The organism is Micromonospora sp. NPDC005324 (genome assembly GCF_040607155.1).
GTDB classification, from domain to species: domain Bacteria; phylum Actinomycetota; class Actinomycetes; order Mycobacteriales; family Micromonosporaceae; genus Micromonospora; species Micromonospora trifolii.
In genome coordinates, this window is the sequence record NZ_JBEXGE010000002.1 from 154,472 (window position 1) to 179,961 (window position 25,490).

Below are 25,490 nucleotides of genomic sequence, written 5' to 3' on the forward strand. Positions count from 1 at the left end.
TGCCGTAAGGTTGCTGCCGTGACGACGCGTGTGGCGGCCATCGACTGCGGGACCAACTCGATCCGACTGCTGGTCGCCGACCTGCCCGACGCCGTGGCCGGGCCGCAGGCGCCGCTGGTCGACCTGACCCGGCGGATGGAGATCGTCCGCTTGGGGCAGGGCGTGGACCGCACCGGCCGACTGGCGCCGGAGGCGATCGAGCGGACCCGGGTGGCGTTGGCGTCGTACGCCGCCGACATCGAGAAGCTCGGCGCGCAGCGGGTGCGGATGTGTGCCACCTCGGCCTCCCGCGATGCCGCCAACGCCGCCGACTTCACCGAAATGGTGCAGGCCACCCTCGGTGTCGCGCCCGAGGTGGTCAGCGGCGACGAGGAGGCCCGGCTGTCGTTCACCGGCGCGGTGCGCGGGCTGCCCGCTGACGCGAAGGAGCCGTTCCTGGTCGTCGACATCGGTGGTGGTTCCACCGAGTTCGTGGTCGGTGACCGGGCTGCCGGGGTGCGGTCGGCGATCTCGGTGGACATCGGTTGCGTCCGGATGACCGAGCGGCACCTGCCCGGCGACCCGCCGACGCCCGAGCAGGTCGCGGCGGCGCAGACCGACATCGTGGCGGCCGTCGACCGGGCGCTCGCCGTGGTGCCCGGTCGCGAGGCGGCCACCCTGGTCGGCCTCGCCGGGTCGGTCACCACAGTGGTCGCCCTGGCGCGGGGCCTGCGGGAATACGACCCGGAGCGCATCCACCACGCCCGGGTGTCCTACGACGAGGTCGCCCGGGTGACCGCCGAGCTGCTGGGTCAGACCCGTGCGCAGCGGTTGGCGAACCCGGTGATGCACCCGGGCCGGGCCGACGTGATCGGCGCGGGCGCGCTGGTGCTTCGCGTGATCATGGAGCGGGCCGGGATGCCGTCGGTGGTCGCCTCGGAGCACGACATCCTCGACGGCATCGCCTGGAGCCTCCAGTAAGCCACCCCTGACGGGTTGATCGACTCGCCTTCATTGAAGTCGCGGTGTCCAAGTACTTCGGATGCCCCGACTTCCTGAAAACCGAGTCGATCAGCGCCCCCCGGAGCGCGGCTCGGCGTGTCGGGGCGTTCCGTTGACGCTACTGCGCATTACGCAGTAGCGTGCAATGCGTGGACACCACACAGTTGCTGAAGGGCGTGCTCGATCTGGCCGTCCTGGCCGTGCTCCGAGAGGAGGACGGTTACGGTTACGACATCCTGCGCCGGCTGCGCGAGGCCGGCCTGGAGGAGGTCGGTGACGCCTCGGTCTATGGGACCCTGCGCCGCCTCTTCGCCGCCGGCCTGCTCACGACCTACGTCGTGCCGAGCGAATCCGGGCCGCACCGCAAGTACTACTCACTCAACGCCGCGGGGCGAGACCAGCTGACCCGCTCCGGCAAGCTCTGGCGCTCGTTCGCCACCACAATGGACAGTCTGCTCGACGATCGGGGGATGGCGGCATGACCGTCGCGCAGCAGGAGATCACCGACTACGTGGCGCGGGTTCGAGCCGCTCTGGCCGACCTGCCGCCCGGGCAACGCGACGAGCTGACCGAGGATCTCGCCGACCACCTCACCGAGGTCGCCGCCGAGTCCGAGGGCACCCTGGTCGAGCGGTTGGGCGAGCCCGAGACGTACGCCGCCGAGCTGCGCGCCGCAGCCGGCGCCGCTCCGGGCAGCGGGCGCAACCTCGACCAGCGGGTGGCGAGCGCGGTGGCCCGGGTCCGCGGCCGGCTGCGCGCCATGGACACCCGTCTCGGCCCACCCCTGGGGTACGCGACGGCCAGCGACTTCCTCCAGTTGCTGCGCCCCGGCTGGTGGGTGCTCCGGGGCTACCTGGCGGCGATGCTGGTCACGGTTATCAGCACCGGCGGCAGCTTCGGGCTGCTGCCGAGGTTCGGTGGTGAGTTGCTCGCCGGCATGATCATGCTGGTCGGCTTCGTGCTCGCCTCCATCTGGATCGGCCACCGCTCCGGGCGGTTGACCCGCTGGCCGCGCTCGGCGGTCCAGGTGGGCAGCACGGTTCTTGTGGTCTTCGCGCTCGCCGCGCTGGTCAACGCGGAGGACGGGCGCAACAACGACTACTACTACGACCAGACCTCGGTCGACAGTCAGTACAGCCAGGTCCGGGACGTCTTCGTCTACGACGGAGAGGGGCGGCTGGTGGAGAACGCCCGGCTCTTCGACCAGAACGGCAATCCGATCCGGCTCGGCTACCACCCAGACTGCCCGAGCCCGCTTGACGTCTATGGCCAGCCGTTGCTGCGTGCGTACCCGTACTGCCCGGATCAGGCGCCCTTCGGGCCGCGCGGCCCGGGCATGCCCGTCCCGCCTGCGGCGCCGAGCACCACCCCAGACCCGACCACCAACACCCCTGGCTCGACCAGTACCCCTGCCCCGACCAGTACGTCGACGCCAAGCGGAACGGCCACTGGCCAGCCCACGGCAGGTCAAACCGCGACGCCGAGTGACGCACCCACCCCAACCCCGACGAGCTGAACCACGGTGTGAACTGGATCATGCAGGTGAAGCTGGGAAATAACTGAACGGACGAGGCGAGCGGGACGGCACCGGGAATCAATGATCGTTACGGTGTCGTCTGCTCATCAACCCCTCGGAAGGAACCCCAGTGCCAGAGCAGGTCGCACCGCCCCCCGCGCCCGACGCCGCAACCCCTGAGCCGGCCGTCGAGACGCCGCGAGCGGCCGAGCCGCAGCCCGCCGCGCAGCAGCAGCAGTCGGCCGAGCCGCAGCCTGCCGCCGAGACGCCGCAGCCCGCCGCGCAGCAGCCGGCCGCGCCCCAGCCGGCCGAGCCGAAGGCGGACAAGTCCGGTGCGAAGAAGGCCCTCGGCATCGTCGGGGCGATTCTCGCCGTCGTCGTCATCGCCGGCCTGAAGTTCGGCGTCGTCTCGGCGATCGGCAACTACTTCAACAAGGACGAGACCGCAGCCGCCAAGACCGGCGACTGCATCGCCGAGCTGCCCGAAATCACCGGCACCGAGCAGGAGGAGGTCGACGGCGCCAAGGTCGTCGAGTGCACCTCCACCGACGCGGCGTACAACGTGGTCGGTCGGGTGGACGGCCAGAGCGAGGCTCAGGCCAAGGCCGACACCACCTGCACCCAGTTCTTCAAGGAGGGCGAGGAGGGGTACGTCTTCTCCAGCATCGAGCCGGGCAAGACGGGCTACGTGCTCTGCCTGACCAAGAAGGTCTGACCGCAGCGACAGCGCGGTATCGACGGCGGCGGGGACAGACCCCGCCGCCGTCGGCGTACCCGGAGTCACCGGGGGGCGAACGGGAGGTGAATGCCACTGTTCCGGCGTCTTCCCGACGGCCGCGTGGCGTGGCAGGCTACCGGCACGTAGGACCACTGGGCGACCAGCCAACGATGACTGACCGCTAGGAGGACGGCCCATGGGCGAAATGGTGAGCTACCGCAGCAACGGGGGCACGAGCGAGGGGTATCTCGCGATACCCGCCAGCGGCACGGCCAGCCCCGCCGTCATCGTCATTCAGGAATGGTGGGGCCTGGTCCCGCACATCCGGTCGGTGGCGGACCGGTTCGCCGAGGCCGGTTTCGTCGCCCTCGCCCCGGACTTCTACCACGGTGAGACGACCAGCGAGCCGGACGAGGCGCAGCGACTCCTGCTGGCGATGCGGATGGACGAGGCGGCGAAGGACATCGCCGGCGCGGCCGACTATCTCGCCGGGCGACCCGAGGTCACCGGAAAGGTCGGCGCCGTGGGCTTCTGCGCCGGTGGCAGCCTGGCCCTGTGGTCGGCCACCATCTCCGAGCGGATCGTCGCGACCGCCGGTTTCTATCCCGTGCTGCCGTGGGAGTCGATGCGCCCCGACTGGGCCGACTACGCCGGCAAGGCAGCGGTCATCCACTGCTCCGAAGAGGACGGCACCTCGGCCAACGAGGGCGTACAGTCCGCCCGCCGGGCCATTGAGGAGGCCGGCGGCGACTGCCACCTCTACGACTACCCGGGCACCTCGCACGCCTTCTTCAACGACGACCGGCCGGAGGCGTTCGATCAGCGCGCCGCCGCCAGCGCCTGGGCCCGCACCCTGGAACTCTTCCGGGCCAAGCTTGGCTGAGACGCGTACCCCCGCACAGGTGGTCGCCCGCGCAGCGCGGGCGACCGACCTGGCCGACCTCGACGCGGCGGTGAGCGACTGTTTCGCCTGCCCGCGGCTGGTCCAATGGCGGGAGGAGGTCGCCCGCACCCGCCGGGCCGCCTTCCGCGACCAGGAGTACTGGGGGCGGCCGGTGCCGGGCCTCGGCACCGGTGACGCCCGGATCGCCATCCTCGGGCTGGCACCCGCCGCTCACGGTGGCAACCGCACCGGCCGGATCTTCACCGGTGACCGCTCGGGTGACGTGCTGTTCGCCGCGCTGCACCGGGCCGGGCTGGTCAACCAGCCGACCAGCGTCGCCGCCGACGACGGGCTTACAGTGCGCGACCTGCGGATCTTCTCGGCCGTCCGGTGTGCGCCTCCGGACAACAAGCCGACGCCACTGGAACGGGACACCTGCGCACCCTGGCTGCACCGCGAGGTCACAGTGATCCGGCCCACGCTGCGGGTAGTGGTCGCGCTGGGCGCATTCGCCTGGGCCGCGTGGTGGCCGGTGCTCCGAGCGGTGTACGAGCAGCGCCCGCCCAGCCCGCGACCGGCGTTCGGTCATGGGGCACACTGGTCCGGCACGAACGCTCCGGACTTGCTGGGCTGCTACCACGTCAGTCAGCAGAACACCTTCACCGGGCGGTTGACACCAGAGATGTTGGACGACGTCTTCGGCCAGGCTAAACAGCTGGCCGGAGTGGACTGAGACGACGCGTGGGGTGGTGGCGATGACAGACGGACCACGCCCGCCCACACCGGTACCGTCCGCCGAGCCGGGTGTGCTGCGGCAGGTGCTCGGCCTGTTCCGCCGGTGGTGGCCGGTCGGCGCGGTCGCCGCCCTGCTCGCCGGTGCCGCGCTGGCGTCCGCGCACTCGTCGATCGGGGCCAGCCGGATTCCGCCGGCCGCGGACAACGTGCCCTGGGTTCCCGAGTACCCGACCGTCGAGCCGTCGCCGTCCATCCCGATCGAGCCGCGCGACGCCGGCGAGGCCACCCAGGCGCACATCCCGCAGTGGGTCGGCACGGTGGCGGTGGTCCTGCTCGGGTTGGCCATCCTCGCCGCGCTCGGCTACCTCACCTGGATCCTGATCCGGGGCGCGCTGCGCCGCACCACCCGGGCACTACCCGCGCAGCGGGCCCGCCGTACCGCCGAGGGCACCGCCCGCGAGGTGGTCGCCGCCCTCGACGCCGGTCTGGTGGAGCTCGACGACCGGGACACCGACCCCCGGGTGGCGGTGATCGCCTGCTGGGTGCGCCTGGAGGAGACCGCCGCCGCGGCCGGTGTGCCGAGGCTCGCCGGAGACACCCCCACCGACCTGGTCAGCCGACTGTTGCAGGGTGATCCTGAGGCGGGCGTGCCGGCCATCGCCAGCACCGACGTGCTGGCCGAGTTCGCGCACGTCTACCGGGAGGCCCGGTACGCCACCCACCCGGTCGGCGAACGCACCCGGGACCAGGCCCGCGCCGCGCTCGGCCGGCTGCGCGGCGAACTCACAGCGGTGGTGACCTCATGAGCAGCACCAGCATCGACGACCTGCTCGCGTTCGAGGAGGAGGCGGCACCGGCCGGTCCGCAGGCGCGCGACTCCCGATGGCGTCCGCTGCTGCGCTCGCTCGCGTGGGCCGCCGCGCTGGTCGCGGTCCTGCTGGTCGGTCTCCGCGCGGTGGGCCTCCAGGTCTCGCTGCCCGTACTGATCGCCGGGGTGCTCGCCGTGCTGGCGGTCCGCCGGGTCACCGCCCTGCTCGCACCGCCGCCCCCGCCGCCCGGCGGTGGTCGGGTCGGCACGGGCGAGGAGGACGGCAGCTACAACTGGGGTGCCCGGGACGCGCTGCGCAGCGCGATCAACCGGTGGGAATGGCCCCTGGACTGGTCCTCCACCCGACCCGAACGGTTTACCGGGACGGTGCTGCCCCGGATCGGTGAACTGGCCGACGAGCGGATGCGGCTGAAACACGGCGTCACCCGTGAGTCGGATCCCGCCCGCGCTCGCGTCCTGCTGGGTGACCGCCTGTGGACGTTCCTGGAGACCCCGCCTCGCCGCACCCCGTCGCCGCGCGACCTCGCGGTGATCGTCGCCGAACTGGAGAGCATCTGATGAACGACGTGGACCGGAGCATTGCCCCCGCCGAGGTCGGGCACCTGGCTCGGGCGGTCCTGGACGCGGTCGGCACCGTCGTGGTCGGCAAGCGGGACGCGTTGGAGCTGGTCCTCGCCGGCATCCTCGCGGGCGGGCACGTGCTCCTGGAGGACCTGCCGGGGCTCGGTAAGACGCTCACCGCCCGCTCGTTCGCCCAGGCCCTCGGGTTGGACTTCCGTCGGTTGCAGTTCACCCCCGACCTGCTGCCCGCCGACGTCACCGGCTCATTCCTCTACGACCAGCGCAACGGCGACTTCACCTTCCGGGCCGGCCCGGTCTTCACCAACCTGCTCCTCGCCGACGAGATCAACCGGACGCCGCCGAAGACCCAGTCCGCGCTGCTGGAGGCGATGCAGGAAAAGCAGGTGTCGGTCGAGGGTGTGACCTACAAGCTCGACGAGCCGTTCCACGTGCTGGCCACCGCCAACCCCATCGAGTACGAGGGCACCTACCCGCTGCCCGAGGCGCAGCTGGACCGGTTCCTGCTGCGGGTCTCGTTCGGCTACCCGCAGCACGAAGAGGAGTGGGAGGTGCTGCGCCGTCGGATGAGCCGTCGCCGGGAGGAGGCGGACATCAAGGCGGTGGTCGACGCGGCGACGCTGCGGGCCATGCAGGCCGCCCTGGAGGACGTGGTGGTGGAGGACTCCATCGGCCGCTACATCGTGTCGCTCACCGCGGCCACCCGGGAGCACCCGTCGGTGCTGGTCGGCGCCTCACCTCGCGGTTCGTTGGCGCTGTTGCTGCTGGCCCGGGTCCGCGCGGTGTTCGGCGGACGGGACTACGTGGTGCCGGAGGACGTCAAGTCGGTGGCGGCGCCCGCCCTGGCCCACCGGATCACCCTGCGCCCGGAGATGTGGTTGCGCCGGGTCGACCCTGCGTTCGTGGTGGGCGAGGTGCTGGAGGCGACTCCCGCCCCGGCCAGTGGCGCGCTGCCCAGCTACGCCGCCGGCGGGCCCCGGCACTGATGACCGGACCGACAGTGCCGACGGCCACCGAAGCGGAACCGGCTGCCGGCTGGGCGCCCACCCCGGCGCTCGGCCGCGCGGTGCTGCTCGCCGGCCTGCTGCTGGTGGCCGGCGTGCTGCTGGGTCGGGTGGACCTGATCGTGCTCGCCGCCCCGTTCGCGTTGGGCACCGCGTACGCGCTGCGTCGGCGGCCCACGGCGCTGCCACAGGTGTGGATCACCCAGGATGACGGCGGGCCGCTGGTCGAGGGCGGTGACGTGGCGGCGGCGGTGAGCGTCGGTAACCCGGACACTGTCGACTACGACCTGGTGGTGATGCGGTCACGGGTGTCGCCGTGGCTGCGGATCGACCGGGCCGGCTTCGCCCGCGACGAGGCCGTCGACGCCGGGGAGCCGAGTGCCGTCCCGGCGACCGGTGCGTCGGCGCAGGGCAACAGCTCGCGCCGTTCCGTCGCGGACCGGCCGTTCGTGACCTCGGTGCCGATCGGCGCCGCTGTGGACCTGGAGTTGGCCGGCAAGGCCCTGCGCTGGGGCCGGCACTCGATCGGCCCCGCCGGTGCCCGGGTCGCCACGGCCGGCGGTCTGCTGGTCTCCCGCGCGGTGATCACCGAGCCGGTCCGGGTGCGGGTGTACCCGCGTACCGAGCCGTTCGAGGCGGTCGAGGCGATGCCCCGCGCCGCCGGCCTGGTCGGGGCGCACCACTCTCGCCGACCCGGTGAGGGCGGCGAGTTGGCCGGCGTACGCGTCTTCGCCCCGGGGGACCGGCTGCGCCGGATCGACTGGCGGGTCTCGTTGCGGGCCCGGCAGCTGCACGTGGCCGCCACTCTCTCCGACCGGGACGCGGAGGTGGTGGTGCTGCTCGACGTGCTCGCCGAGGCGGGCCGCTCCGGCGGGGTGGACGGTGCTGCCTCGGTGCTGGACACCACCGTCCGGGCCACCGCCGCGATCGCCGAGCACTACCTGCACCGAGGTGATCGGGTTTCGCTGCTGGAGTACGGGCCGGCCGCCCGCCGGCTCCGGCCGGCCGCCGGGCGACGGCAGTACCTGACCGTCCTGGAGTGGTTGCTCGACGTCCGGGTCCACGCGTCCGCGCACGAGCCGTACGACCAGGTCTTCGGCCCGCAGTTGCTCTCTTCGGACGCGTTGGTGGTGGTGCTCACCCCGCTGCTGGACGAACGGTCGGCGCAGATGCTCGCCCGGCTGGCCCGCGGCGGGCGGTTCGTGGTGGCGGTCGACACGTTGCCGACCGACCTGGCGTCGCCGAAGGACCAGGGTTGGGCCGAGGTGGCGTACCGACTGTGGCGCCTGGATCGGGAGATCATGATCGGGCAGCTCCGGGAGCACGGCGTACCTGTGGTGCGCTGGGCCGGCGCCGGCAGCCTGGACCAGGTGTTGCGGGACGTGGCTCGGTTGGCGACGGCCCCAAGGGTGGGTGGCCGGTGAGCGCGAGGAGTGAGCTTGCGAGCCCCGCAGTCGCGAACGGAAGGCGGGCTCGGTGAGCGCGAGGAGTGAGCTTGCGAGCCCCGCAGTCGCGAACGGAAGGCGGGCTCGGTGAGCGCTTTCGTGGAGCGGGTCCGGGCGGCCCAGTATGCGGTCACGCGCATCAGTGCGGCCCCGCTGCTGGTTCGGGCGGGGATCTTCGTCATCGTGTTTGCCGGGTTCGCCCTGGCGTTCCCCGCGGAGGTGCTTTCCGGCCGGCCGATCCTCTTCCTGGCGGTGGCCGCCCTGTTGCCCGCGGTCGGGCCGCGCAAGGTCTGGGCGACCTTCACGGCGTTGGTAACGGTCGGCGGCTGGCTGCTCGCCACCGACGGGTACGGCCGTCCGGTCGCCCTCTGGCGGCTGCTCGCCGTCGCGGCCCTGCTCTATCTGGGGCACACCCTCTGCGCGCTGGCCGCGCTGTTGCCCTACGACGCGGTGGTGGACCCCGAGTTGATCACCCGTTGGTTGATGCGGTCGGCCGCCGTGCTGTTGGGTGCCGCCGTGCTCGGCGTGCTGTTGTTGCAGGCGGCGGGGACGGGTGGAGGTGCCGGATACCAGTGGGTGACGGTGCTGGGGCTGCTGGTGGCGGTGGGGTTGGCAGCGTTGCTGGGCTGGCTGCTGCGACGTCGGTGACCACTGCGAAGTGAGGGTTACGCAGGTCACATGGGTTGTGCTCCGTCACAGATGGGGGGCGCGAGCGGGATTACCTGAGCCGGCCGGGGAATGATAGACAACGTGAATCCGAAGCGGATCCTTGTGGTTGGTGCCGGGCACGTCGGTCTGTACGCGGCCCTGCGCCTGTCGAAGAAGCTCAGCTCCCGTGAGGCTGAGGTCATGGTGGTTGACCCCCAACCCCACATGACCTACCAGCCGTTCCTGCCCGAGGCGGCGGCGGGCAACATCTCCCCGCGGCACTCCGTGGTGCCGCTGCGGCGGGAGTTGCGCCGGTGCAAGATGGTGGCCGGTACGGTCACGCGGATCGAGCACGACCGCAAGGTGGCCACTGTGCAGCCGATCAGTGGCCCGGCCCGGGAGATCACCTACGACCACGTGATCGTGGCTCCGGGTTCGGTTTCCCGCACCCTGCCGATTCCCGGCCTGCACGAGCAGGGCATCGGTTTCAAGACCATCGGCGAGGCGATCTACCTGCGCAACCACGTGCTGGATCGGCTCGACGTGGCGGCTGCCACACCGGATCCGGACGTCCGCCGGTCGGCGCTGACCTTCACCTTCGTCGGTGGTGGGTACGCCGGCATCGAGGCGCTCGCCGAGATGGAGGACATGGCTCGCGACGCCCTGCGTTACTACCCGGAGCTCAAGCAGGACGAGGTCCGCTGGGTGCTGGTCGAGGCCACCCAGCGGGTGCTGCCGGAGGTCGACCGGGACATGGGTGCGTACACCGTGCAGCAGCTGCTGAAGCGGAACATGGACATCCGGCTGGACACCCGCCTGGAGTCCTGCGTCGACGGGGTGGTCAAGCTCTCCGACGGTGACAGCTTCCGCTCCGACACGATCGTCTGGACGGCCGGTGTGAAGCCGTCGCCGATGCTGGACTCGACGGACTTCCCGCGCGACGACCGTCGCCGGATCACCTGCCTGCCCACGCTCCAGGTGGTCGACGGTGACCAGGTGCTCGAGGGCGCCTGGAGCGCCGGCGACTGCGCCGCAGTACCGGACCTGACCAAGGAGCCGGGCAACTTCTGCTCGCCGAGCGCTCAGCACGCGGTGCGCCAGGCCGCCCGGATGGCCGACAACATCACGGCCGTGATCCGGGGTCGCGAGCCGGTGAACTACAAGCACAAGCACGTCGGCAGCGTGGCGAGCCTCGGCCTGCACAAGGGCGTGGCCCAGGTGTACGGAATCAAGATGACCGGTTGGCCGGCCTGGGTGATGCACCGGACGTACCACATGAGCCGGATCCCGTCGTTCAACCGGAAGGTCCGCGTGGTGGTGGACTGGTCCCTGGCGTTCTTCCTCAAGCGTGAGGTGGTCGCCCTGGGCCAGCTGCACGACCCGCGTGAGGAGTTCGTGGAGGCATCCCAGCCGGTGGGCGCGCCCCGCGTCTGACCAGACACCGACGCTGACCCCGTCGATCTTGCACTTCCGGATGCCGTGATGCGCCTTCTGGTGCGTCTTGTCCGGACAGAAAGTGCAAGATCGGCGGGGTTTTGGTTGGTCTAGACCCGCCACGTCCAGGCGTCGGCGATGCGGGTGGGTGGGCCGTAGAGCTGCTCCAGGGTGGCGCGCAGGGCCTCGGCGTGGGGGGCGTCGTCGGTCAACGCCACGCAGGAGGCGCCCCAGAAGTCCGCGTCGCGAACGGCCTGGCGGCGCTGCTCGTCGCCGATGGCCGGTTGGTCGCCGCGCCGGGCGACATCGGCCAGTAGCGCGGAGGTGGGCTGCTTGAAGGTGCCCATCGCCGCGGTGCCGCCCCTCCCGTAGGGGCCGATGAAAAAGCCCTCCGGCAGCCCGAAACCGGCGTCGGCGGCGGTCGCCCAGCGCATCGGCCAGGGCTCTTTCGGGGTGGGCAGCGGCACCGGGACCAGCACCCCGCCCGGCGTCACGCACTGCCGCCAGTGGCCACCGGTGATGAATTCCGGCACGGCGGGTCGTCCGGCGGTCGGCAGGGGCGTCGGGAAGATCGGCAGCAGGGCCACGCCGACGGCCAGGGGCACCAGTCGTCGTGCCCGACCGGAGCTGCGCAGGGCCCGGTCGACAGCGAGCACCAGCAGCGTCGCGACGATCGGCAGCAACGCCAGCGCGAACCGCATCGGCAACGCCCCGTCCACCACCGGCAGCCCTCCGATCAGGGCATACGGACCGGGGATCGCCGTCCTGGTGCCGCCGAGCACCACCTCCGGGCCGAGCGAGAGCGCCCCCATCACCAGGCCCGCCACGACGCAGGCGAAGACCAGCCGGCGTCGCCCGGCCCAGATCGCGCAGACCGCGGCGGCCAGCAGCAGTGGCCAGCCGAGGAAGGTGTTGTACTCGGCGGGGCCGGTGGTCAGCCGGGCGGATTCGTCGCTGCCGGCCACCGACAGTGGGGAGAGCGTCCACCAACTGCTCAGGTCGGCGGAGAAGTAGGCCGGGGTGAACATCCCGTCGGCGACTCCCTGTGGCCCGGCGAACTGGAACCACAGCGGATAGCCGAGCACCAGCAGGGCGAGCCCGGCGGCGATCGCCAACCCGCCGGCGAACCCGGGGAGCGCCCGGCGGGCCCGGTCCCGGTCGGCCACGGCGTAGCTGATCGCCATCACCAGCAGCGTGATCGCGGCGAGGAAGAGCACCTCCTCGCCGATGAAGACCTGCGCGCTGACCGCGCCGGCCAGCCCCGCCGCGGAGGTGAGGAGTCGACGGCGGTCCGGGCCGGTGGCTCGGGTACGGCCGGCCTCGTCGGGGGTGCCGGGCCCCGGGTCGGCCGCCCGCAACAGCCGGACCACCAGCCAGACGATCACCGGCACCAGCCACTGGGCGGTCATGTGCAGGTGGCTGTTGGTCTGCGAGACCATGCCGGGTCCGAATCCGCACAGCCCGCCGCCGAGTGCGGCGGCCACCCGGCGGACGCGCAGCGTCCGGTGGAAGAGCAGGTACCAGGCGAGTGCGGTGCCGGCGAGGTTGGCGGCGGCGAGCAGCGCGAAGGTGACCGGTGCACCCAGCAGCAGGGTGACCGGCGCGAAGAGGACGCCGAGGGCGATCACCGTGGTGTTGGCCATCAGGTTGACGCCGTCGGGGGCGTTGAGCCGGCCGGTGAGCAGGTCGAAGTCGCCGAGCAGGGCGCGGGCGTCCACCGCCAGGAACCACTCGTAGAGGGCCTGGTCCTCCGGGTTGAGCGCCAGGATGCGGCCACCCGGGTCGGGCCACAGCCCGTGGGTGAGCCAGCCGGCCAGCACGGCGAAGATCAGAGCGGCCAGCAGGTCCGCCCGGTGGCGGCGGACGGCGGCCAGCAGCCGGGTGGCCCGGGGTCGGCGGTTGACCTGATCGGCGAGGCGGAATGCCTGCTCAGGCGCGGCGTCGGGGGCCGTGGGGGCTGCGCTGCTCACGGCATCGACCCTAATGTGGCCAGGCTGGCGGGGTACGCCGGGTCACCGTAGACCGGCTACGGTGACACTGCACCAGGCGTGTCGGCGCGCCGGTGCCACTCGCCCGGGTGGTGGAAAGGCAGACACGGCCGCCTTAAAAGCGGCTGCCGAAAGGCGTGCGGGTTCGACCCCCGCCCCGGGCACCGGTCGACTCACACATTCTCATTCGTGATCTCCAGGACTTGGCTCTGCCGTTTACTCTTGGAGGGCACGTTCACGTGCAAACGACCCCCTGAGGGAGGCCAGACAGTGAAGACCTCGAACCCGGTGCTCGCCCGGCTCGGCCAAGCGGCCGAGCGGGAGCGCTCCGCCGGGTACGCCCCGGCCGGGCCGTACGGACAGCCCGGCATTCCCCAGCAGTACCCGTCCCAGGCCGACTACCCGGCCGCGCCGCCGACCGTGGCGCCGATGACCGTCGACGACGTGGTCGTCAAGACGGTCGCTCTACTCGGCATTCTCGGCATCACCGCCGCGGCCGCCTGGGTGCTCGTGCCCGACGCGCTGGTCGGTACCGCCTGGATCGGCGCGGCGGTGGTCGGCCTGGTCCTCGGCTTGATCATCTCGTTCTCCCGGATGGCCAACCCGGCGCTCGTGATCGCGTACGCGGTCGTCGAGGGTGTTTTCGTCGGCATGGTCAGCAAGGCGTTCGAGACGGCCTACGACGGCATCGTGCTCCAGGCCGCGGCAGCCAGCTTCGGCATCTTCTTCCTGATGGCGATGCTCTACCGGGCGAAGGTCATCCGGGCCACCCCGGCCTTCGTCAAGGGCATGATCGCCGTGATGGTCGGCCTCTTCGCCGTCATGATGATCAACCTGGTGCTGGCGCTGTTCGGCGTCAACACCGGCCTGCGCGACGGCAGCCCGCTCGCCATCGGCTTCAGCCTGGTCTGCATCGTGGTCGCCTCGCTGAGCTTCGTGCTCAGCTTCAAGGAGATCGAGGACGGCGTCCGGATGGGCCTGCCCCAGCGCTACTCCTGGGTGGCCGCGTTCGGCATCCTGGTCAGCCTGGTCTGGCTCTACATCGAGATCCTGCGCCTGCTGAGCTACTTCCAGGGCGACGACTGACCTCGTCCGCACTGCCGACCGGCGCCCGTCCCCACTCCGGTGGGGGCGGGCGCCGTCGTCCGCGCCGTTTGCCCGCCGCCGCCGGTCCGCCCGGGGCAGAGTGACGTGGGGGGTACGCGGGCGAAGGAGGCGGCGGTGCGCAGCAACAACCCGGTGCTCAACCGGCTGGACGAGACCGGCCGGGTGGAGGCCCGGGTGCTCGGCGCCCGTGACGTCGAGCCGATGACCGTCGACGACGTGGTGGTCCGTACCGTCGGGTTGCTGCTGGTGACCGGCGCGGCCGCGGCGGTGTCCTGGGCGGTGATCCCCGACGCGGTGTGGCTGGGCGCCGCGCTGGCCGGCAGTGCGCTCGCCTCGATCGCGCTGGTCCTGGTCATCTCGTTGCGAAGAATCACCAATCCGGTGCCGATCGTCGGCTACGCCATCCTCCAGGGGCTGCTGCTGGGGGTGGCGAGCCGCACCTTCGAGCAGGTCTATCCGGGCATCGTGGTGCAGGCGGTGGCCGGCACCTTCGGCGTCTTCCTCGGCATGGCGGCGCTCTACCGGGCCCGGGTGATCCGGGCGACGCCCCGGCTGGCCCGCCTGGTGACCGGCACCCTGCTCGGCATCGCCGTGCTCAGCGTGGTCAACCTGGTGTCGTACCTGATCACCGGGCGATCGGGCCTGGCGGTCTACAGCGTCAGCGGGGAGGTCGGCTGGCTGCCGTACGCCTTCTCGGTGGTGGCCATCATCGCCGGGGCGTTCAGCTTCATCCTCGACTTCGATCTGGTCGAGCGGTCGGTGCGCGACGGTCGAGCCCGTCGGTACGCGTGGCTGAGCGCGTTCGGCCTGCTCACCGGGTTGGTCTTCCTCTACTGGCAGCTGCTGCGGCTGCTCAGTTACCTGCGCCGCTGACCGGCCCGACCCGGCGCGGTCGTTGTCGGCCGTAGACTCGGCGGCGATGAGCGCAGCGGAGTTGGACAAGGCCGTGCAGTTGCTGGTCCGTCAGATCGCGCACTGGCAGCAGCCCCGGTGGGCGGCGGCCGCGACCGCCGGCAACGTGTCCCGCGCCGACCTGGTGCACCGTCTGGTGCAGGAGATCGCCAACCTGGCCGCCGACGCCGAGGGGGAGCCCCGTCGGGTGGTGCCCCGGCTCGACAACGACCTGGCTCTGCCCGACCAGTTGCGGGTTGTCGCGGCGGACCTGCTGGCCGCCGACCCGGGGGCCGAGGCGCTGACCCGGGCCGCCGCCGAGGTGACGGCGACCCGCGGCGCGCTCTGAGGGCGGCTCGGCTCAGCTGAGCCGTTCCAGCACCATGGCCATGCCCTGGCCACCGCCCACGCACATGGTTTCCAGGCCGATGGTCTTGTCGTGCCACTCCAGCGCGTTGAGCAGGGTGCCGGTGATCCGGGCGCCGGTCATGCCGAACGGGTGGCCGACCGCGATGGCCCCGCCCATCACGTTCAGCTTCTCCTCCGGGATGCCCAGCTGGCGGTAGGAGGGGATGACCTGCGCGGCGAACGCCTCGTTGATCTCGACGAGGTCGACGTCGTCGATGGTCATGCCGGCTCGGCGCAGCGCCTGCCGGGACGCCTCGACCGGCCCGAGACCCATGATCTCCGGCGACAGCGCGGTCACGCCGGTCGAGACGATCCGGGCCAGCGGGGTGAGCCCGAGCTCCTCGGCCCGCTGGGCGCTCATCACCACCACGGCGGCCGCACCGTCGTTGAGCGGGCAGCAGTTGCCAGCGGTGATCCGACCGTCCGGGCGGAACACCGGCTTCAGGCCGGAGACCGCGTCGAGGGTGACGCCGGCCCGGGGCCCGTCGTCGGTGCTCACCACGGTGCCGTCCGGCGTGGTGACCGGGGTGATCTCCCGGGCCCAGAAACCGTCGGCGATGGCCTTCTCGGCGAGGTTCTGGCTGCGTACGCCGAACTCGTCCATGTCGGCGCGGGTGACGTCGTGCACCTGGGCCAGGTTCTCCGCGGTCTGCCCCATGGTCAGGTAGATGTCGGGCAGCTCGCCGGCCTCACGCGGGTCGGTCCACACCTCGGCGCCGCCCTGCGCGCGGCGCTTCGAGCGCTCGCCGGCCGACCCGAAGCGGGGGTTCTCCCAGCCGCCGCCGACCACTGCCTGCGCCTCGGGCGGCAGCCCGTCGGAGCTGCCCCGGGCGTAGCGGGAAACCATTTCCACCCCGGCGGAGACGAACACGTCGCCCTCGCCGGCCCGAATCGCGTGCATCGCCATCCGGGTGGTCTGCAACGAGGAGGCGCAGTAGCGGGTCAGCGTGGCGCCGGGAACAGTGTCCAGACCGAGGAGGGTCGACACCACCCGGGCCATGTTGAAGCCCTGCTCGCCGCCGGGCAGGCCGCACCCGAGGTAGAGGTCGTCGATCGTGGTCGGATCGAGAGCGGGGATCTTGTCCAGCGCGGCCTGGACGATGGTCGCGGCGAGGTCGTCGGAGCGGACGTCGCGCAGGGACCCCTTGTGCGCCCGGCCGATGGGGGAGCGGGCGGTGGCGACGATGACGGCGTCGCGGGACGACTCAATCGGCATGGACCAACGTTAACCCGCCGGTAACATGGCGCGGAAGAAGCCGGCGCGGCGGGAAATGTCACCCTGGCCGGGGACGATCTAGCGCCGGGTCGTGGCCGCCGCCGCGGCGACGATGGCGGGCAGCAGAGCGTGCGCCCACACCCGGTAGCCGTCGGCGGAGGGGTGGAAGCCGTCCTGGCACAGCGTCCCGGCGTCGGCCCGGAACACCGGCCCGGTCTCGGTGGCCAGGTCGACCACCGAGCCGCCCGCCTCCAGCACGGCCGTGGTCTGCGCGCGGGCCACCCGACGCCCGGACCAGCCGACCACCTGGCGCAGCGGAGGCGCTATCGCACGCACCGCGCCGAGGTCGGGGCAGGTGCCCACCACCACCTCGACGCGCGCTTCGCGCAGCCGGTGCACAGCAGCGCCGAGATAGGCCGCCGCGTCGGAGGGTCGGCGCAACCCGGTGGCGTCGTTGGCGCCGATCAGGATCAACGCCACGTCCGGCCGCTCACCGAGCAGGGCCCGGGCCACCTGGGTGGCGAGGTCCGTCGAGCGGGACCCGGAGACACCGACACTGGACAGGTGCACCCGGCGGCCGGTCGGGCCCTCGGCGAGCAGGTTGGCCAACTGCCCGCCGATGGTGTCCTCCAGGCGGTCGACACCGACGCCCAGTGCCGACGAGTCGCCCAGCAGCACCAGTCGCAGCTCCGGGGCACCCGCCCGCCCGATCGTGGCGCGCAGGGCCAGCCCCAGCTCCGGTTCGGCGTAGCGCCGGTGCCGGGCCACGAACGCCTCACCAGCGAGGACGGCGGCGCCCCCGACGGTGCCGGCGAGCAGCGACATCGCCGCCGCCCGACCCAGTCGGCCGGCGAGGCCGGAGGTCACGCTCCGCGCGCTGCGCTCGTTCATGCCAGTCCCTCCACTGTCGAGGTGTCCGAGGCGGACCCGTGCTGCGGCACCGCGCCGACACCGAAGAACGCCCGGCGGCGCAGCTGCGCCCACCGACCGGCCGGCCCTCGGTCGCGGCCCCGGACCTGGGTGCCGCTGACCTCCGTGCCGGCGTGCCGGGCCGCCTCCTGGGCGGCCTCCGGCAGCGACCGTACGCCCTCTGCCCGCGTCGGTGTGGCCCGTCGTTCCGGCGTCGCGCCGAGGGCGGAGAGCATCGTGGGCAGCAGCGCGGCGGCGGCCATCGCGTACCCCTCGGCGGAGGGATGGAACCGGTCCCAGGCGAACATCCGGGTCGGCTCGGCCGTGAACCGGGGGCCGAGCAGGTCACCGAGGGAGACCGTCCAGCCACCCGCCTCTACCACGGCCACCGTCTGGGCGGCCGCGAGCTGGCGGCTCCAGCGGTGCGCCAGCCAGCGCAGAGGTGGCTGGATCGGGCGGATCGCGCCCAGGTCGGGGCAGGTGCCGACGACCACCTCGCACCCCGCGTCGCGCAAAGTGTGCACCGCCTCGACCAGGTAGCGCACCGCCAGGCCGCGCGGGGTGCGGTTGGTGATGTCGTTGCCGCCGATGAGGATCACCGCGATGTCGGGCCGGCACTCCAGCGCCGCCTCCACCTGGTGGCGAAGCGCCGCCGAGATGGCGCCGACCACAGCGAAGCGGTGCACCTGCACCGGCCGGTGCAGTCGACGGGACAGGCCGGTGGCGAGCAACGCCCCGGGCGTCTCCCGACGGCGGTGCACCCCGTAGCCGGCCGCCGACGAGTCACCGAGCACGACCATGGTGAGCGCAGGACCGGGGAACTTCGCGCCGTACATCCCGTCGCAGCGGGGCGGCGGCGCCTGGGCCATCGGGATGGTCCGTCGAGCCTGGCGGGCCTGGCCGACCAGCACCCCGCCGGTCGCCACCGCGGCCGCCGCGGTGGCGCCGGTGCCGATGGCGGCCAGCCGGACGAGCCGCCGGGCCTGCCGCCAGCGCTCACCACCGGGTACGACGGAATGTGCCACCCCCATACCGCGACATTATCGCGCTGGCCCGACACACCGCTGTCGTCGTGACGGCACCCGGGTGCCTGGAAACCGACGCGACGGGGTACCTGGGTGGATGAGGCCGGCCGACTTGCGCCGACCCGCCACGCTGATCCGGCGGAGAGGAGCGCGACGATGAGTAAGACACTGAAGCGCAGCGCGGCGTTCACGGCCCTGGCGCGGGCCCTGGCGGCAGGGGCGCGCAACGGGCCGTCCATCGGCACGCGGTTGGCCGCGCTGCCCCGGATGATCCGGGCCACCGTCAAGGGAGAGTACGACGGCGGCCTTCGCCTGGCCCTGATGACCGCGGCGACGGCGTACATCGTCTCGCCGATCGACCTGCTCCCGGAGATCCCGCTGGCGATCTTCGGGCTGGCCGACGACGCGGTCATGGTCACCTGGTTGGCCGGCAGCGTGCTCGCCGAGACCGACCGGTTCCTGGAGTGGGAGGCCCGCCGCGGCTCGGTCATCCCCGGGGGGCTGGTGCCCTGACGACACGTACGCTGGGCGGTGAGCAAACGTCTTCCCGGCCGCCCACCGCCGGCGCCGCAACGAAGGGCACACCGTGCAGTACTACGACAACGTCGTCGACATGATCGGAAACACCCCGCTGGTGCGTCTGCGTAACGTCACCGAGGGCATCCAGGCCACAGTGCTGGCGAAGGTGGAGTACGTCAACCCGGGCGGCTCGGTGAAGGACCGGATCGCGCTGCGGATGGTGGAGGACGCCGAGGCCGCCGGTCTGCTCAAGCCCGGCGGCACCATCGTCGAGCCGACGAGCGGCAACACCGGCGTCGGGTTGGCCCTGGTGGCCCAGCTCAAGGGCTACAAGTGCGTCTTCGTCTGCCCCGACAAGGTCAGCCAGGACAAGCAGGACGTGCTCCGGGCGTACGGCGCCGAGGTGGTGGTCTGCCCGACCGCCGTCGCGCCGGAGGACCCGCGCTCGTACTACAACGTCTCCGACCGGCTGACCCGGGAGATCCCCGGCGCCTGGAAGCCCAACCAGTACAGCAACCCGGCCAACCCGCGCTCGCACTACGAGACGACCGGCCCGGAGCTGTGGAAGCAGACCGACGGCGAGCTCACCCACTTCGTGACCGGCGTCGGCACCGGCGGCACCATCTCCGGCATCGGCCGGTACCTCAAGGAGGCGTCCGAGGGCCGCGTGCGGATCGTCGGGGCCGACCCGGAGGGCTCGGTCTACTCCGGCGGCACCGGCCGGCCGTACCTGGTCGAGGGCGTCGGCGAGGACTTCTGGCCGGAGACGTACGACCGGGGTGTCGCCGACGAGATCGTGGAGGTCTCCGACAAGGCGTCCTTCGAGATGACCCGGCGGCTGGCCCGCGAGGAGGGTCTGCTGGTCGGCGGTTCCTGCGGCATGGCGGTGGTCGCCGCCCTGGAGGTCGCCCGCCGGGCCGGCCCGGACGACGTGGTGGTGGTGCTGCTGCCCGACGGCGGCCGAGGCTACCTCTCCAAGATCTTCAACGACTCGTGGATGGCCCGGTACGGCTTTCTCGACAACTCCGGTGCCGAGCCGACGGTGGCCGACGCGCTGGCCAGCAAGCCGGGCGGGCTGCCCGAGCTGGTGCACGTGCACCCGACCGAGACCGTCCGCGACGCGATCGACTACATGCGCGAGTACGGCGTTTCGCAGCTTCCGGTGCTCAAGGCCGAGCCGCCCGTGGTGACCGGTGAGGTCGCCGGCTCGATCGCCGAGCGGGACCTGCTCGACGCGCTGTTCACCGGCCAGGCCCACCTGCACGACACGATCGAGCGGCACATGGGCGACCCGCTGCCGATGATCGGTGGTGGCCAGCCGGTGAGCGAGGCGGTGGGCATGCTGGAGAAGTCCGACGCCGCCCTGGTCCTGGTCGACGGCAAGCCCAAGGGCGTCCTCACCCGCCAGGACCTCCTGTCCCACCTGGGCGCCCACTAACCTCCCCGTCCCCGCCGATCTTGCACTTACTGTCGCCTGAATGTCGCTATTGCGGTGTCTTGTCGCAGCAGAAAGTGCAAGATCGGCGAGGTGGAAGGTGGGGGTGGGGTGAGGTTAGAGGGGGCGGGTGTAGCGGAGTTGTCGGGTCGGGGCCGACCCGATTGCCTCGTCCCGTTCGTCCCCGGTCGGGGTCCAGCCGCCGCGCTCGTAGAAGGCGCGGGCGTGGGCGTTGTCCCGCAGCACCCAGAGCACGGCACGCCGCCAGCCCTGCGCCCGCATGGCGTCCAGCGCGTCCACCATCAGGGTTCGGCCGACGCCGCGGCCCTGCTCGGCCGGGTCGAGGTGGATCGCGTTGAGCAGCCCGGTGGTGGGGTCGTCCTCGTCGTCCGGGCCCAGGTGGCTGAACCCGACCAGCGCCCCGGCCCGCTCGGCCACTGTCATCCGGTGGGTGTCCCGCTCCCAGATCCACCGCTCGACCCAGTACCGCCCCATCGCCTCCGGTGTCGGGTCGGCCAGCGCCTCGGCCGGCAGGAAGGCGGAGTACGCGGCGACCCGGGAGCGCTGGTGCAGGGCACCCACCGCCATCAGGTCGCCTTCGGTCGCGGGGCGGAGCGTGACGGTCACCCGGCCGAGGCTACCCGGCGCGGCGGAAGCTGCACCGTGGTCAGATCCTCGGCGATGATCAGCTCGCCGTCGAAGTGTGCGCGCGCCTCGTCGTGGAACCGTCGCGGGTCGGGGTAGCGCTGGGAGAAGTGGGTGAGCACGAGTCGGCGTACCCCGGACTCGGTCGCCACCCGGGCGGCCTGCGCCGCGGTCAGGTGGCCGACCTCGGCGGCGAGCGCGGCCTCCGACTCCAGGAACGTCGACTCGATGACCAGCAGGTCGGCGTGCTCGGCGAGGGCGTACACCCCGTCGCAGAGGCCGGTGTCCATCACGAACGCGAACCGCTGGCCCGGGCGGGGCACGCTCACCTCGGCCCGGGTGACGCGGCGTCCGTCGAGGTCCAGGTGCCCGTCGCGGATCAGCTCGCCGACGGCCGGCCCGGCGATGCCGTACGCGGCCAGCTTCTCCGGCAGCATCCGGTGCCCGTCCGGCTCGACCAGCCGGTAGCCGTACGTCTCGATGGGGTGGCGGAGCCGGCGTGCCTCCAGCGTGCCGCAGCGTAGGGCGATCTGCTGCCCGTCGGCCTCGATGGGCTCGACCCGCAGTTCGGCGGTCTCGTAGAACGAGGTGGCGTACCGCAGCCGGGCGAAGTATTCGGCGCCGCCGGCGGGGAAGTGCACGGCGACCGGGTGGGCCACCCGGTCCAGGGAGAGTCGCTGGATGGTGCCGGGCAGGCCCAGGCAGTGGTCGCCGTGGAAGTGGGTGACGCAGATCCGGGTCAGGTCGGTGGCGGTGACAGTGGTGTGCAGGAGTTGACGCTGGCTGCCCTCACCCGGGTCGAAGAGGATCACCTCGTCGTCCCAGCGCAGCACGTACCCGTTGTGGTTGCGTTGACGGGTCGGCGCCTGGCTGGCCGTCCCCAGCACCACCAGCTCGCGCATGGACATCGCCACTCCCGTGGATATGGAGCGACCCCCGGGGCGCTCCGCGCATGTGCGCGGGCCGGCTGGACTTGGCCGGCACCCCGGGGGTCGGATGGCTGTCGTGGATTCGCCGCACCGCTGCCACACGGTCTCGACGATGGTGCTTCTGCCCGCCTCGCGGCAGGCCGATCACTGTCGAGGACAGCGGCTAGCTGACAGCCACCTCACGAGTCCGATTGCTATACAAGTCGGGACCACCTCCTTTCACGTGTACGGCCACGTTATCGAGTTCTCGTCGGGCTCGGCAACGGATTTCCATCACAGGGCCGAACGGGAATGCCCGGGCACCTCGGCAGAGCGCTGACGGCGGCGATCAGGCAGGTGCGACCGGTGCAAGTTCTGACCGAGGTACGAGTCAGGACTCCTGCGCGGAATTCCACCCGCCTGGCTGTCACGGGCGGCGCCGCAGCCGCTGAGCCCAGGCGGCCCCGTCCTGAGCTAGGGTGCCGGCCGTAGAGGCGTCCGCGCGCAGCGTTCCCGATGGTCACCGACGACTTCGGCAATCTCGCCTGGTGTCGTGGCTGTGTCCACTCGTAGCGGCCACCAGCACTTGCCGCACGTGACCCGGCCGGTGACGACGATGCTCCATGTCGATACTTCTAGCTCAAGTGGCACCCGAACCGGCTGATCGACCTCTGCCCGCGCACTGAACACTTCTACTCCCTGCCGTATGAGGGGCGCCCGCATGATCGGCGAGACCGGCGGACGCCCCTTGGGTGCAGCGACGGGCACCGATCCCAGATCCACCACCCACCACGCAGATTTGACAGTAGTGCCAGTAGTGCCAGTAAGGCAATGGGTGTAAGTAGTCCCCGCTGTGGGAAGGCGCAGCCTGTGTGCGTGCCGATACCTCACACCGCGCATGAGATCGAGGCTGATTTGTTGCGGCGCATCGGCGCTGGCGAGTTCCCGCGCGGCCAGCGCCTCCCGACGTACGACGCGCTGGCCGATGAATACGGCTCGGCCCGGCGCACTGTGGCGCGCGCCGTTGAGGGGTTGAAAGCGCGGGGAATCGTGGTCGGCGTCCGGGGGTCAGGCGTGTACGTCGCCGACACGTAGCAGGCACCGCCCCGGGCCGCGTGGTAGATCAATCACCCCGGACGTGGGCCCGCGAAGCTGATTAAGGTTTTCGGGCACGACGACCGGCTTGGCGTAACCGTGCGGACGGCTAGCGCTATCGCCGATTATCGTGCCCTCCTTACGTCCGAATCAGGCTGACGCCTCGACTCAGCCGCCGACTCGGGCCACCCCGACCGGGCAGCTCAGCCCGTTCGGGCCGTGGTTGCAGTACCCGTTCGGGTTCTTGGTCGGTGCCAGGTACTGCTGGTGGTAGTCCTCGGCGAAGTAGTAGCCGCCGAGCGGGGCGATCTCAGTGGTGATCTCAGCCTTGCCGGCCCGCGTCACGATCGGCTGGAACGCGTCCCGGGACGACTCCGCGATGGTCCGCTGCTCGTCGGTGGTCGTGTAGATCGCCGAGCGGTACTGGGTGCCCACGTCGTTGCCCTGGCGCATGCCCTGGGTCGGGTCGTGGTTCTCCCAGAAGACCTTCAGCAGGTCCTCATAGTTGATCTTGCTGGGGTCGTACACCACCTGGACGACCTCGGCGTGCCCGGTCCGGCCGGAGCACGTCTCCTCGTACGTCGGGTTCTTGGTGACGCCACCCGCGTAGCCGGCGGAGGTGGTGTAGACGCCGGGAAGCGTCCAGAACAGCCGCTCGGCACCCCAGAAACAGCCCATGCCGAAGACCGCGACCTGAAGGCCCTCAGGGAACGGGCCCCTCAACGGGGTGCCCAGCACCTCGTGGCGGTCGGCGACCGGCATGGCGATCGGGCGGCCCGGCAGGGCCTGGTCGGGCGAGACCATATCGGCGTTCGTACGGCGCAAAAACACGGTGGGATCTCCTCTCGTACCTCTCCCAGCGTGTAACACCGGAGGGTCCACCTTCCTTACCCGCGTGACAGTCAGTCAGGCCCCACCGGGGAGCGCCGTCGCGATCCGGTCCGCGTACGTCTGGGCCTCGGTGTCGTCCCCGTAGCGGGTGCGCGGCCAGAAGAAGCCGCGCAACCCGTCGCCCTTGGTACGCGGGACCACGTGGGTGTGCAGGTGGGGCACGGACTGGGACACCTTGTTGTTCATCGCCACGAATGTCCCACCGGCGCCGAGAGCGGTCTCCACCGCCACCGCCATCCGCTGAACCATGGCGAAGTAGCCGGGCAGCAGGTCGGCCGGCAACTCCGCCAGGGTCACCAGGTGCACCCGGGGCACCACCAGCACATGCCCCTTGAACACCGGACGGGTGTCCAGGAACGCCACCCCGTCCGAGGTGTCGGCCACCCGGAACGCCGGCACCTCGCCCGCCACGATCCCGCAGAACACGCAACCGCTCATCCGGCCAGGCTATGCCGGTGCCCCGGACGGTCCGGCTCCCGCCCGGGAGCACGGGTTCCGTTCCAGCCCTCTCCGAAGGGGCACTAGCCTCACCAGAATGAGTCACGGCTTCGAGACGCTCGCCATCCACGCCGGTCAGGACCCCGAGGCCCGCACCGGCGCGGTGATCCCGCCGATCTACCAGACCAGCACGTACGCCCAGGACGCCGTCGGCGCACCCCGCCTCGGCTACGAGTACAGCCGTTCCGGCAACCCGACCCGTGACGCGCTCCAGGAGTGCCTGGCGGCGCTGGAGGGCGGGCCGGTGGGGCTCGCCTTCGCCAGCGGCCTGGCGGCGGAGGACACCCTGCTGCGGGCCGTGTGTCAGCCCGGCGACCACGTGGTGATCCCGGACGACGCGTACGGCGGCACGTACCGACTCTTCGCCCGGGTCGCCCAGCGCTGGGGCCTGGAGTTCAGCCCCGCCAAGGTCTCCGACCCGGCCTCGATCCGGGCGGCCGTACAGCCCGGCCGCACGAAGATCGTCTGGGTGGAGACGCCGACCAACCCGCTGCTCGGCATCGCCGACATCGCCGCCCTGGCCGCCGTGGCCCACGACGCTGGCGCCCTGCTGGTGGTGGACAACACCTTCGCCTCGCCGTACCTCCAGCAGCCGATCGCCTTCGGCGCGGACGTGGTGGTGCACTCCACCACCAAGTACGTCGGTGGGCACTCCGACGTGGTCGGTGGCGCGCTCGTCGTCGCCGACGCCGGGCTCGGCGAGGAGTTGCGCTACCACCAGAACGCGATGGGCGCGATCAACGGCCCGTTCGACGCCTGGCTCACCCTGCGCGGCATCAAGACCCTCGGGGTACGCATGGACCGGCACTGCGACAACGCCGAGCGGCTCGCCGCGTACCTCGACGGGCACGCCAAGGTCGCCCAGGTGCTCTATCCGGGGCTGCCCTCGCACCCCGGTCACGAGGTGGCCGCCAAGCAGATGCGCCGGTTCGGCGGCATGATCTCGTTCCGCGCCGCCGGTGGTGAGGACCACGCCGTGGACATCTGCAACCGGGCCAAGCTCTTCGTGCTCGCCGAGTCGCTGGGCGGTGTGGAATCCCTGATCGAGCACCCGGGTCGGATGACACACGCAAGTGCTGCCGGCTCGCCGCTTGAAGTTCCCGGCGATCTCGTGCGACTGTCTGTCGGCATCGAGACGGTCGACGACCTACTCGCCGATCTGGAGCAGGCGCTGGGCTGACCG

27 protein-coding genes and 1 tRNA gene are annotated in these 25,490 nt (G+C 71.7%); 20 read left to right on the forward strand and 8 right to left on the reverse strand.

The annotated features are described in order from the left end of the window. Positions 1–30 precede the first annotated feature (30 nt). The 12 genes from ABZS40_RS02725 (at position 31) to ABZS40_RS02780 (ending at position 10,772) form a co-directional block, all read left to right on the forward strand. Positions 31–960: a Ppx/GppA phosphatase family protein gene (locus ABZS40_RS02725; RefSeq protein ID WP_354941590.1), complete on the forward strand. Its 930-nt coding sequence runs from the start codon at positions 31–33 to the stop codon at positions 958–960. Positions 961–1,130: 170 nt separating this feature from the next. Further along, positions 1,131–1,463, forward strand: coding sequence for a PadR family transcriptional regulator (locus ABZS40_RS02730; RefSeq protein WP_074316865.1), 333 nt, complete (start codon positions 1,131–1,133; stop codon positions 1,461–1,463). Then, positions 1,460–2,497 carry a hypothetical protein gene (locus ABZS40_RS02735; RefSeq protein ID WP_354941208.1) on the forward strand — a complete coding sequence of 346 codons (1,038 nt, stop codon included), beginning with the start codon at positions 1,460–1,462 and terminating at the stop codon, positions 2,495–2,497. The genes ABZS40_RS02730 and ABZS40_RS02735 overlap by 4 nt, the downstream gene beginning before the upstream one ends. 130 nt (positions 2,498–2,627) lie before the next feature. After that, complete coding sequence (locus ABZS40_RS02740; protein WP_354941210.1) at positions 2,628–3,212, forward strand: hypothetical protein; 585 nt, start codon at positions 2,628–2,630, stop codon at positions 3,210–3,212. 199 nt (positions 3,213–3,411) lie between these two features. After that, a complete protein-coding gene (locus tag ABZS40_RS02745; RefSeq protein WP_354941212.1) occupies positions 3,412–4,098 on the forward strand; it encodes a dienelactone hydrolase family protein in 687 nt (228 codons plus the stop codon). Between the two features lie 19 nt (positions 4,099–4,117). Then, positions 4,118–4,831, forward strand: a complete 714-nt coding sequence (locus ABZS40_RS02750) for a uracil-DNA glycosylase (protein ID WP_354941214.1) — start codon at positions 4,118–4,120, stop codon at positions 4,829–4,831. A gap of 22 nt (positions 4,832–4,853) precedes the next feature. Continuing rightward, the gene (locus ABZS40_RS02755; RefSeq protein ID WP_354941216.1) at positions 4,854–5,639 is read left to right on the forward strand and encodes a DUF4129 domain-containing protein; all 786 of its coding nucleotides are present in this window, start codon (positions 4,854–4,856) and stop codon (positions 5,637–5,639) included. Next, on the forward strand, positions 5,636–6,220 hold the full coding sequence (locus tag ABZS40_RS02760) for a hypothetical protein (RefSeq protein WP_354941218.1): 585 nt from the start codon (positions 5,636–5,638) through the stop codon (positions 6,218–6,220). The genes ABZS40_RS02755 and ABZS40_RS02760 overlap by 4 nt, the downstream gene beginning before the upstream one ends. After that, positions 6,220–7,227, forward strand: a complete 1,008-nt coding sequence (locus tag ABZS40_RS02765) for a MoxR family ATPase (protein WP_091394243.1) — start codon at positions 6,220–6,222, stop codon at positions 7,225–7,227. The genes ABZS40_RS02760 and ABZS40_RS02765 overlap by 1 nt, the downstream gene beginning before the upstream one ends. After that, positions 7,227–8,669 carry a DUF58 domain-containing protein gene (locus tag ABZS40_RS02770; RefSeq protein WP_354941220.1) on the forward strand — a complete coding sequence of 481 codons (1,443 nt, stop codon included), beginning with the start codon at positions 7,227–7,229 and terminating at the stop codon, positions 8,667–8,669. The genes ABZS40_RS02765 and ABZS40_RS02770 overlap by 1 nt, the downstream gene beginning before the upstream one ends. 108 nt (positions 8,670–8,777) lie before the next feature. After that, positions 8,778–9,338, forward strand: a complete 561-nt coding sequence (locus tag ABZS40_RS02775) for a hypothetical protein (RefSeq protein ID WP_354941222.1) — start codon at positions 8,778–8,780, stop codon at positions 9,336–9,338. A 102-nt stretch (positions 9,339–9,440) separates the two neighbouring features. Next, complete coding sequence (locus ABZS40_RS02780) at positions 9,441–10,772, forward strand: NAD(P)/FAD-dependent oxidoreductase (RefSeq protein WP_354941224.1); 1,332 nt, start codon at positions 9,441–9,443, stop codon at positions 10,770–10,772. 110 nt (positions 10,773–10,882) lie between these two features. Here the strand turns inward: ABZS40_RS02780 and ABZS40_RS02785 are convergent, their stop codons facing one another. Further along, the gene (locus ABZS40_RS02785) at positions 10,883–12,742 is read right to left on the reverse strand and encodes a hypothetical protein (RefSeq protein ID WP_354941226.1); all 1,860 of its coding nucleotides are present in this window, start codon (positions 12,740–12,742) and stop codon (positions 10,883–10,885) included. Between the two features lie 101 nt (positions 12,743–12,843). Here ABZS40_RS02785 and ABZS40_RS02790 point away from each other — a divergent pair. The 4 genes from ABZS40_RS02790 to ABZS40_RS02805 all read left to right on the forward strand — a co-directional run bounded on the left by ABZS40_RS02790 (position 12,844) and on the right by ABZS40_RS02805 (position 15,107). Beyond that, positions 12,844–12,924, forward strand: a tRNA-Leu gene (locus ABZS40_RS02790). Between the two features lie 106 nt (positions 12,925–13,030). Beyond that, positions 13,031–13,846, forward strand: a complete 816-nt coding sequence (locus tag ABZS40_RS02795) for a Bax inhibitor-1/YccA family protein (RefSeq protein WP_238679755.1) — start codon at positions 13,031–13,033, stop codon at positions 13,844–13,846. Between the two features lie 135 nt (positions 13,847–13,981). After that, the gene (locus ABZS40_RS02800; protein WP_354941228.1) at positions 13,982–14,740 is read left to right on the forward strand and encodes a Bax inhibitor-1/YccA family protein; all 759 of its coding nucleotides are present in this window, start codon (positions 13,982–13,984) and stop codon (positions 14,738–14,740) included. A gap of 46 nt (positions 14,741–14,786) precedes the next feature. Continuing rightward, on the forward strand, positions 14,787–15,107 hold the full coding sequence (locus ABZS40_RS02805; protein ID WP_354941230.1) for a hypothetical protein: 321 nt from the start codon (positions 14,787–14,789) through the stop codon (positions 15,105–15,107). A gap of 12 nt (positions 15,108–15,119) precedes the next feature. Here the strand turns inward: ABZS40_RS02805 and ABZS40_RS02810 are convergent, their stop codons facing one another. The 3 genes from ABZS40_RS02810 to ABZS40_RS02820 all read right to left on the reverse strand — a co-directional run bounded on the left by ABZS40_RS02810 (position 15,120) and on the right by ABZS40_RS02820 (position 18,322). Next, complete coding sequence (locus ABZS40_RS02810; RefSeq protein ID WP_354941232.1) at positions 15,120–16,382, reverse strand: acetyl-CoA C-acetyltransferase; 1,263 nt, start codon at positions 16,380–16,382, stop codon at positions 15,120–15,122. Positions 16,383–16,460: 78 nt separating this feature from the next. Further along, positions 16,461–17,273: an SGNH/GDSL hydrolase family protein gene (locus ABZS40_RS02815; RefSeq protein WP_354941234.1), complete on the reverse strand. Its 813-nt coding sequence runs from the start codon at positions 17,271–17,273 to the stop codon at positions 16,461–16,463. Next, positions 17,270–18,322 (reverse strand): SGNH/GDSL hydrolase family protein, encoded by a 1,053-nt coding sequence (locus ABZS40_RS02820; protein WP_354941236.1) that lies wholly within the window; start codon positions 18,320–18,322, stop codon positions 17,270–17,272. Before ABZS40_RS02820 ends, ABZS40_RS02815 begins: the two co-directional genes overlap by 4 nt. A 150-nt stretch (positions 18,323–18,472) precedes the next feature. Here ABZS40_RS02820 and ABZS40_RS02825 point away from each other — a divergent pair, with 150 nt between their 5' ends. Beyond that, positions 18,473–18,829: a YkvA family protein gene (locus ABZS40_RS02825; RefSeq protein WP_354941238.1), complete on the forward strand. Its 357-nt coding sequence runs from the start codon at positions 18,473–18,475 to the stop codon at positions 18,827–18,829. Between the two features lie 73 nt (positions 18,830–18,902). Further along, positions 18,903–20,273, forward strand: coding sequence for a cystathionine beta-synthase (locus ABZS40_RS02830; RefSeq protein ID WP_210787667.1), 1,371 nt, complete (start codon positions 18,903–18,905; stop codon positions 20,271–20,273). Positions 20,274–20,387: 114 nt separating this feature from the next. On the opposite strand, the gene ABZS40_RS02835 is transcribed toward ABZS40_RS02830, so the two are convergent. Together ABZS40_RS02835 and ABZS40_RS02840 are read right to left on the reverse strand one after the other, a co-directional pair. Then, on the reverse strand, positions 20,388–20,897 hold the full coding sequence (locus ABZS40_RS02835; protein ID WP_354941240.1) for a GNAT family N-acetyltransferase: 510 nt from the start codon (positions 20,895–20,897) through the stop codon (positions 20,388–20,390). Continuing rightward, the gene (locus ABZS40_RS02840) at positions 20,894–21,823 is read right to left on the reverse strand and encodes a ribonuclease Z (RefSeq protein ID WP_354941242.1); all 930 of its coding nucleotides are present in this window, start codon (positions 21,821–21,823) and stop codon (positions 20,894–20,896) included. The genes ABZS40_RS02835 and ABZS40_RS02840 overlap by 4 nt, the downstream gene beginning before the upstream one ends. 876 nt (positions 21,824–22,699) lie before the next feature. Between ABZS40_RS02840 and ABZS40_RS02845 the strand changes: the two genes are divergently transcribed. Further along, the gene (locus tag ABZS40_RS02845; protein WP_354941244.1) at positions 22,700–22,918 is read left to right on the forward strand and encodes a GntR family transcriptional regulator; all 219 of its coding nucleotides are present in this window, start codon (positions 22,700–22,702) and stop codon (positions 22,916–22,918) included. Between the two features lie 168 nt (positions 22,919–23,086). Here the strand turns inward: ABZS40_RS02845 and msrA are convergent, their stop codons facing one another. Together msrA and ABZS40_RS02855 are read right to left on the reverse strand one after the other, a co-directional pair. Further along, entirely contained in the window at positions 23,087–23,749 is a 663-nt protein-coding gene (msrA, locus tag ABZS40_RS02850) for a peptide-methionine (S)-S-oxide reductase MsrA (protein ID WP_354941246.1), read from the reverse strand. 75 nt (positions 23,750–23,824) lie between these two features. Continuing rightward, complete coding sequence (locus tag ABZS40_RS02855; RefSeq protein WP_354941248.1) at positions 23,825–24,247, reverse strand: HIT family protein; 423 nt, start codon at positions 24,245–24,247, stop codon at positions 23,825–23,827. A 97-nt stretch (positions 24,248–24,344) separates the two neighbouring features. Here ABZS40_RS02855 and ABZS40_RS02860 point away from each other — a divergent pair, with 97 nt between their 5' ends. Continuing rightward, positions 24,345–25,487 carry a cystathionine gamma-synthase gene (locus tag ABZS40_RS02860; protein ID WP_354941250.1) on the forward strand — a complete coding sequence of 381 codons (1,143 nt, stop codon included), beginning with the start codon at positions 24,345–24,347 and terminating at the stop codon, positions 25,485–25,487. Positions 25,488–25,490: the final 3 nt, after the last annotated feature.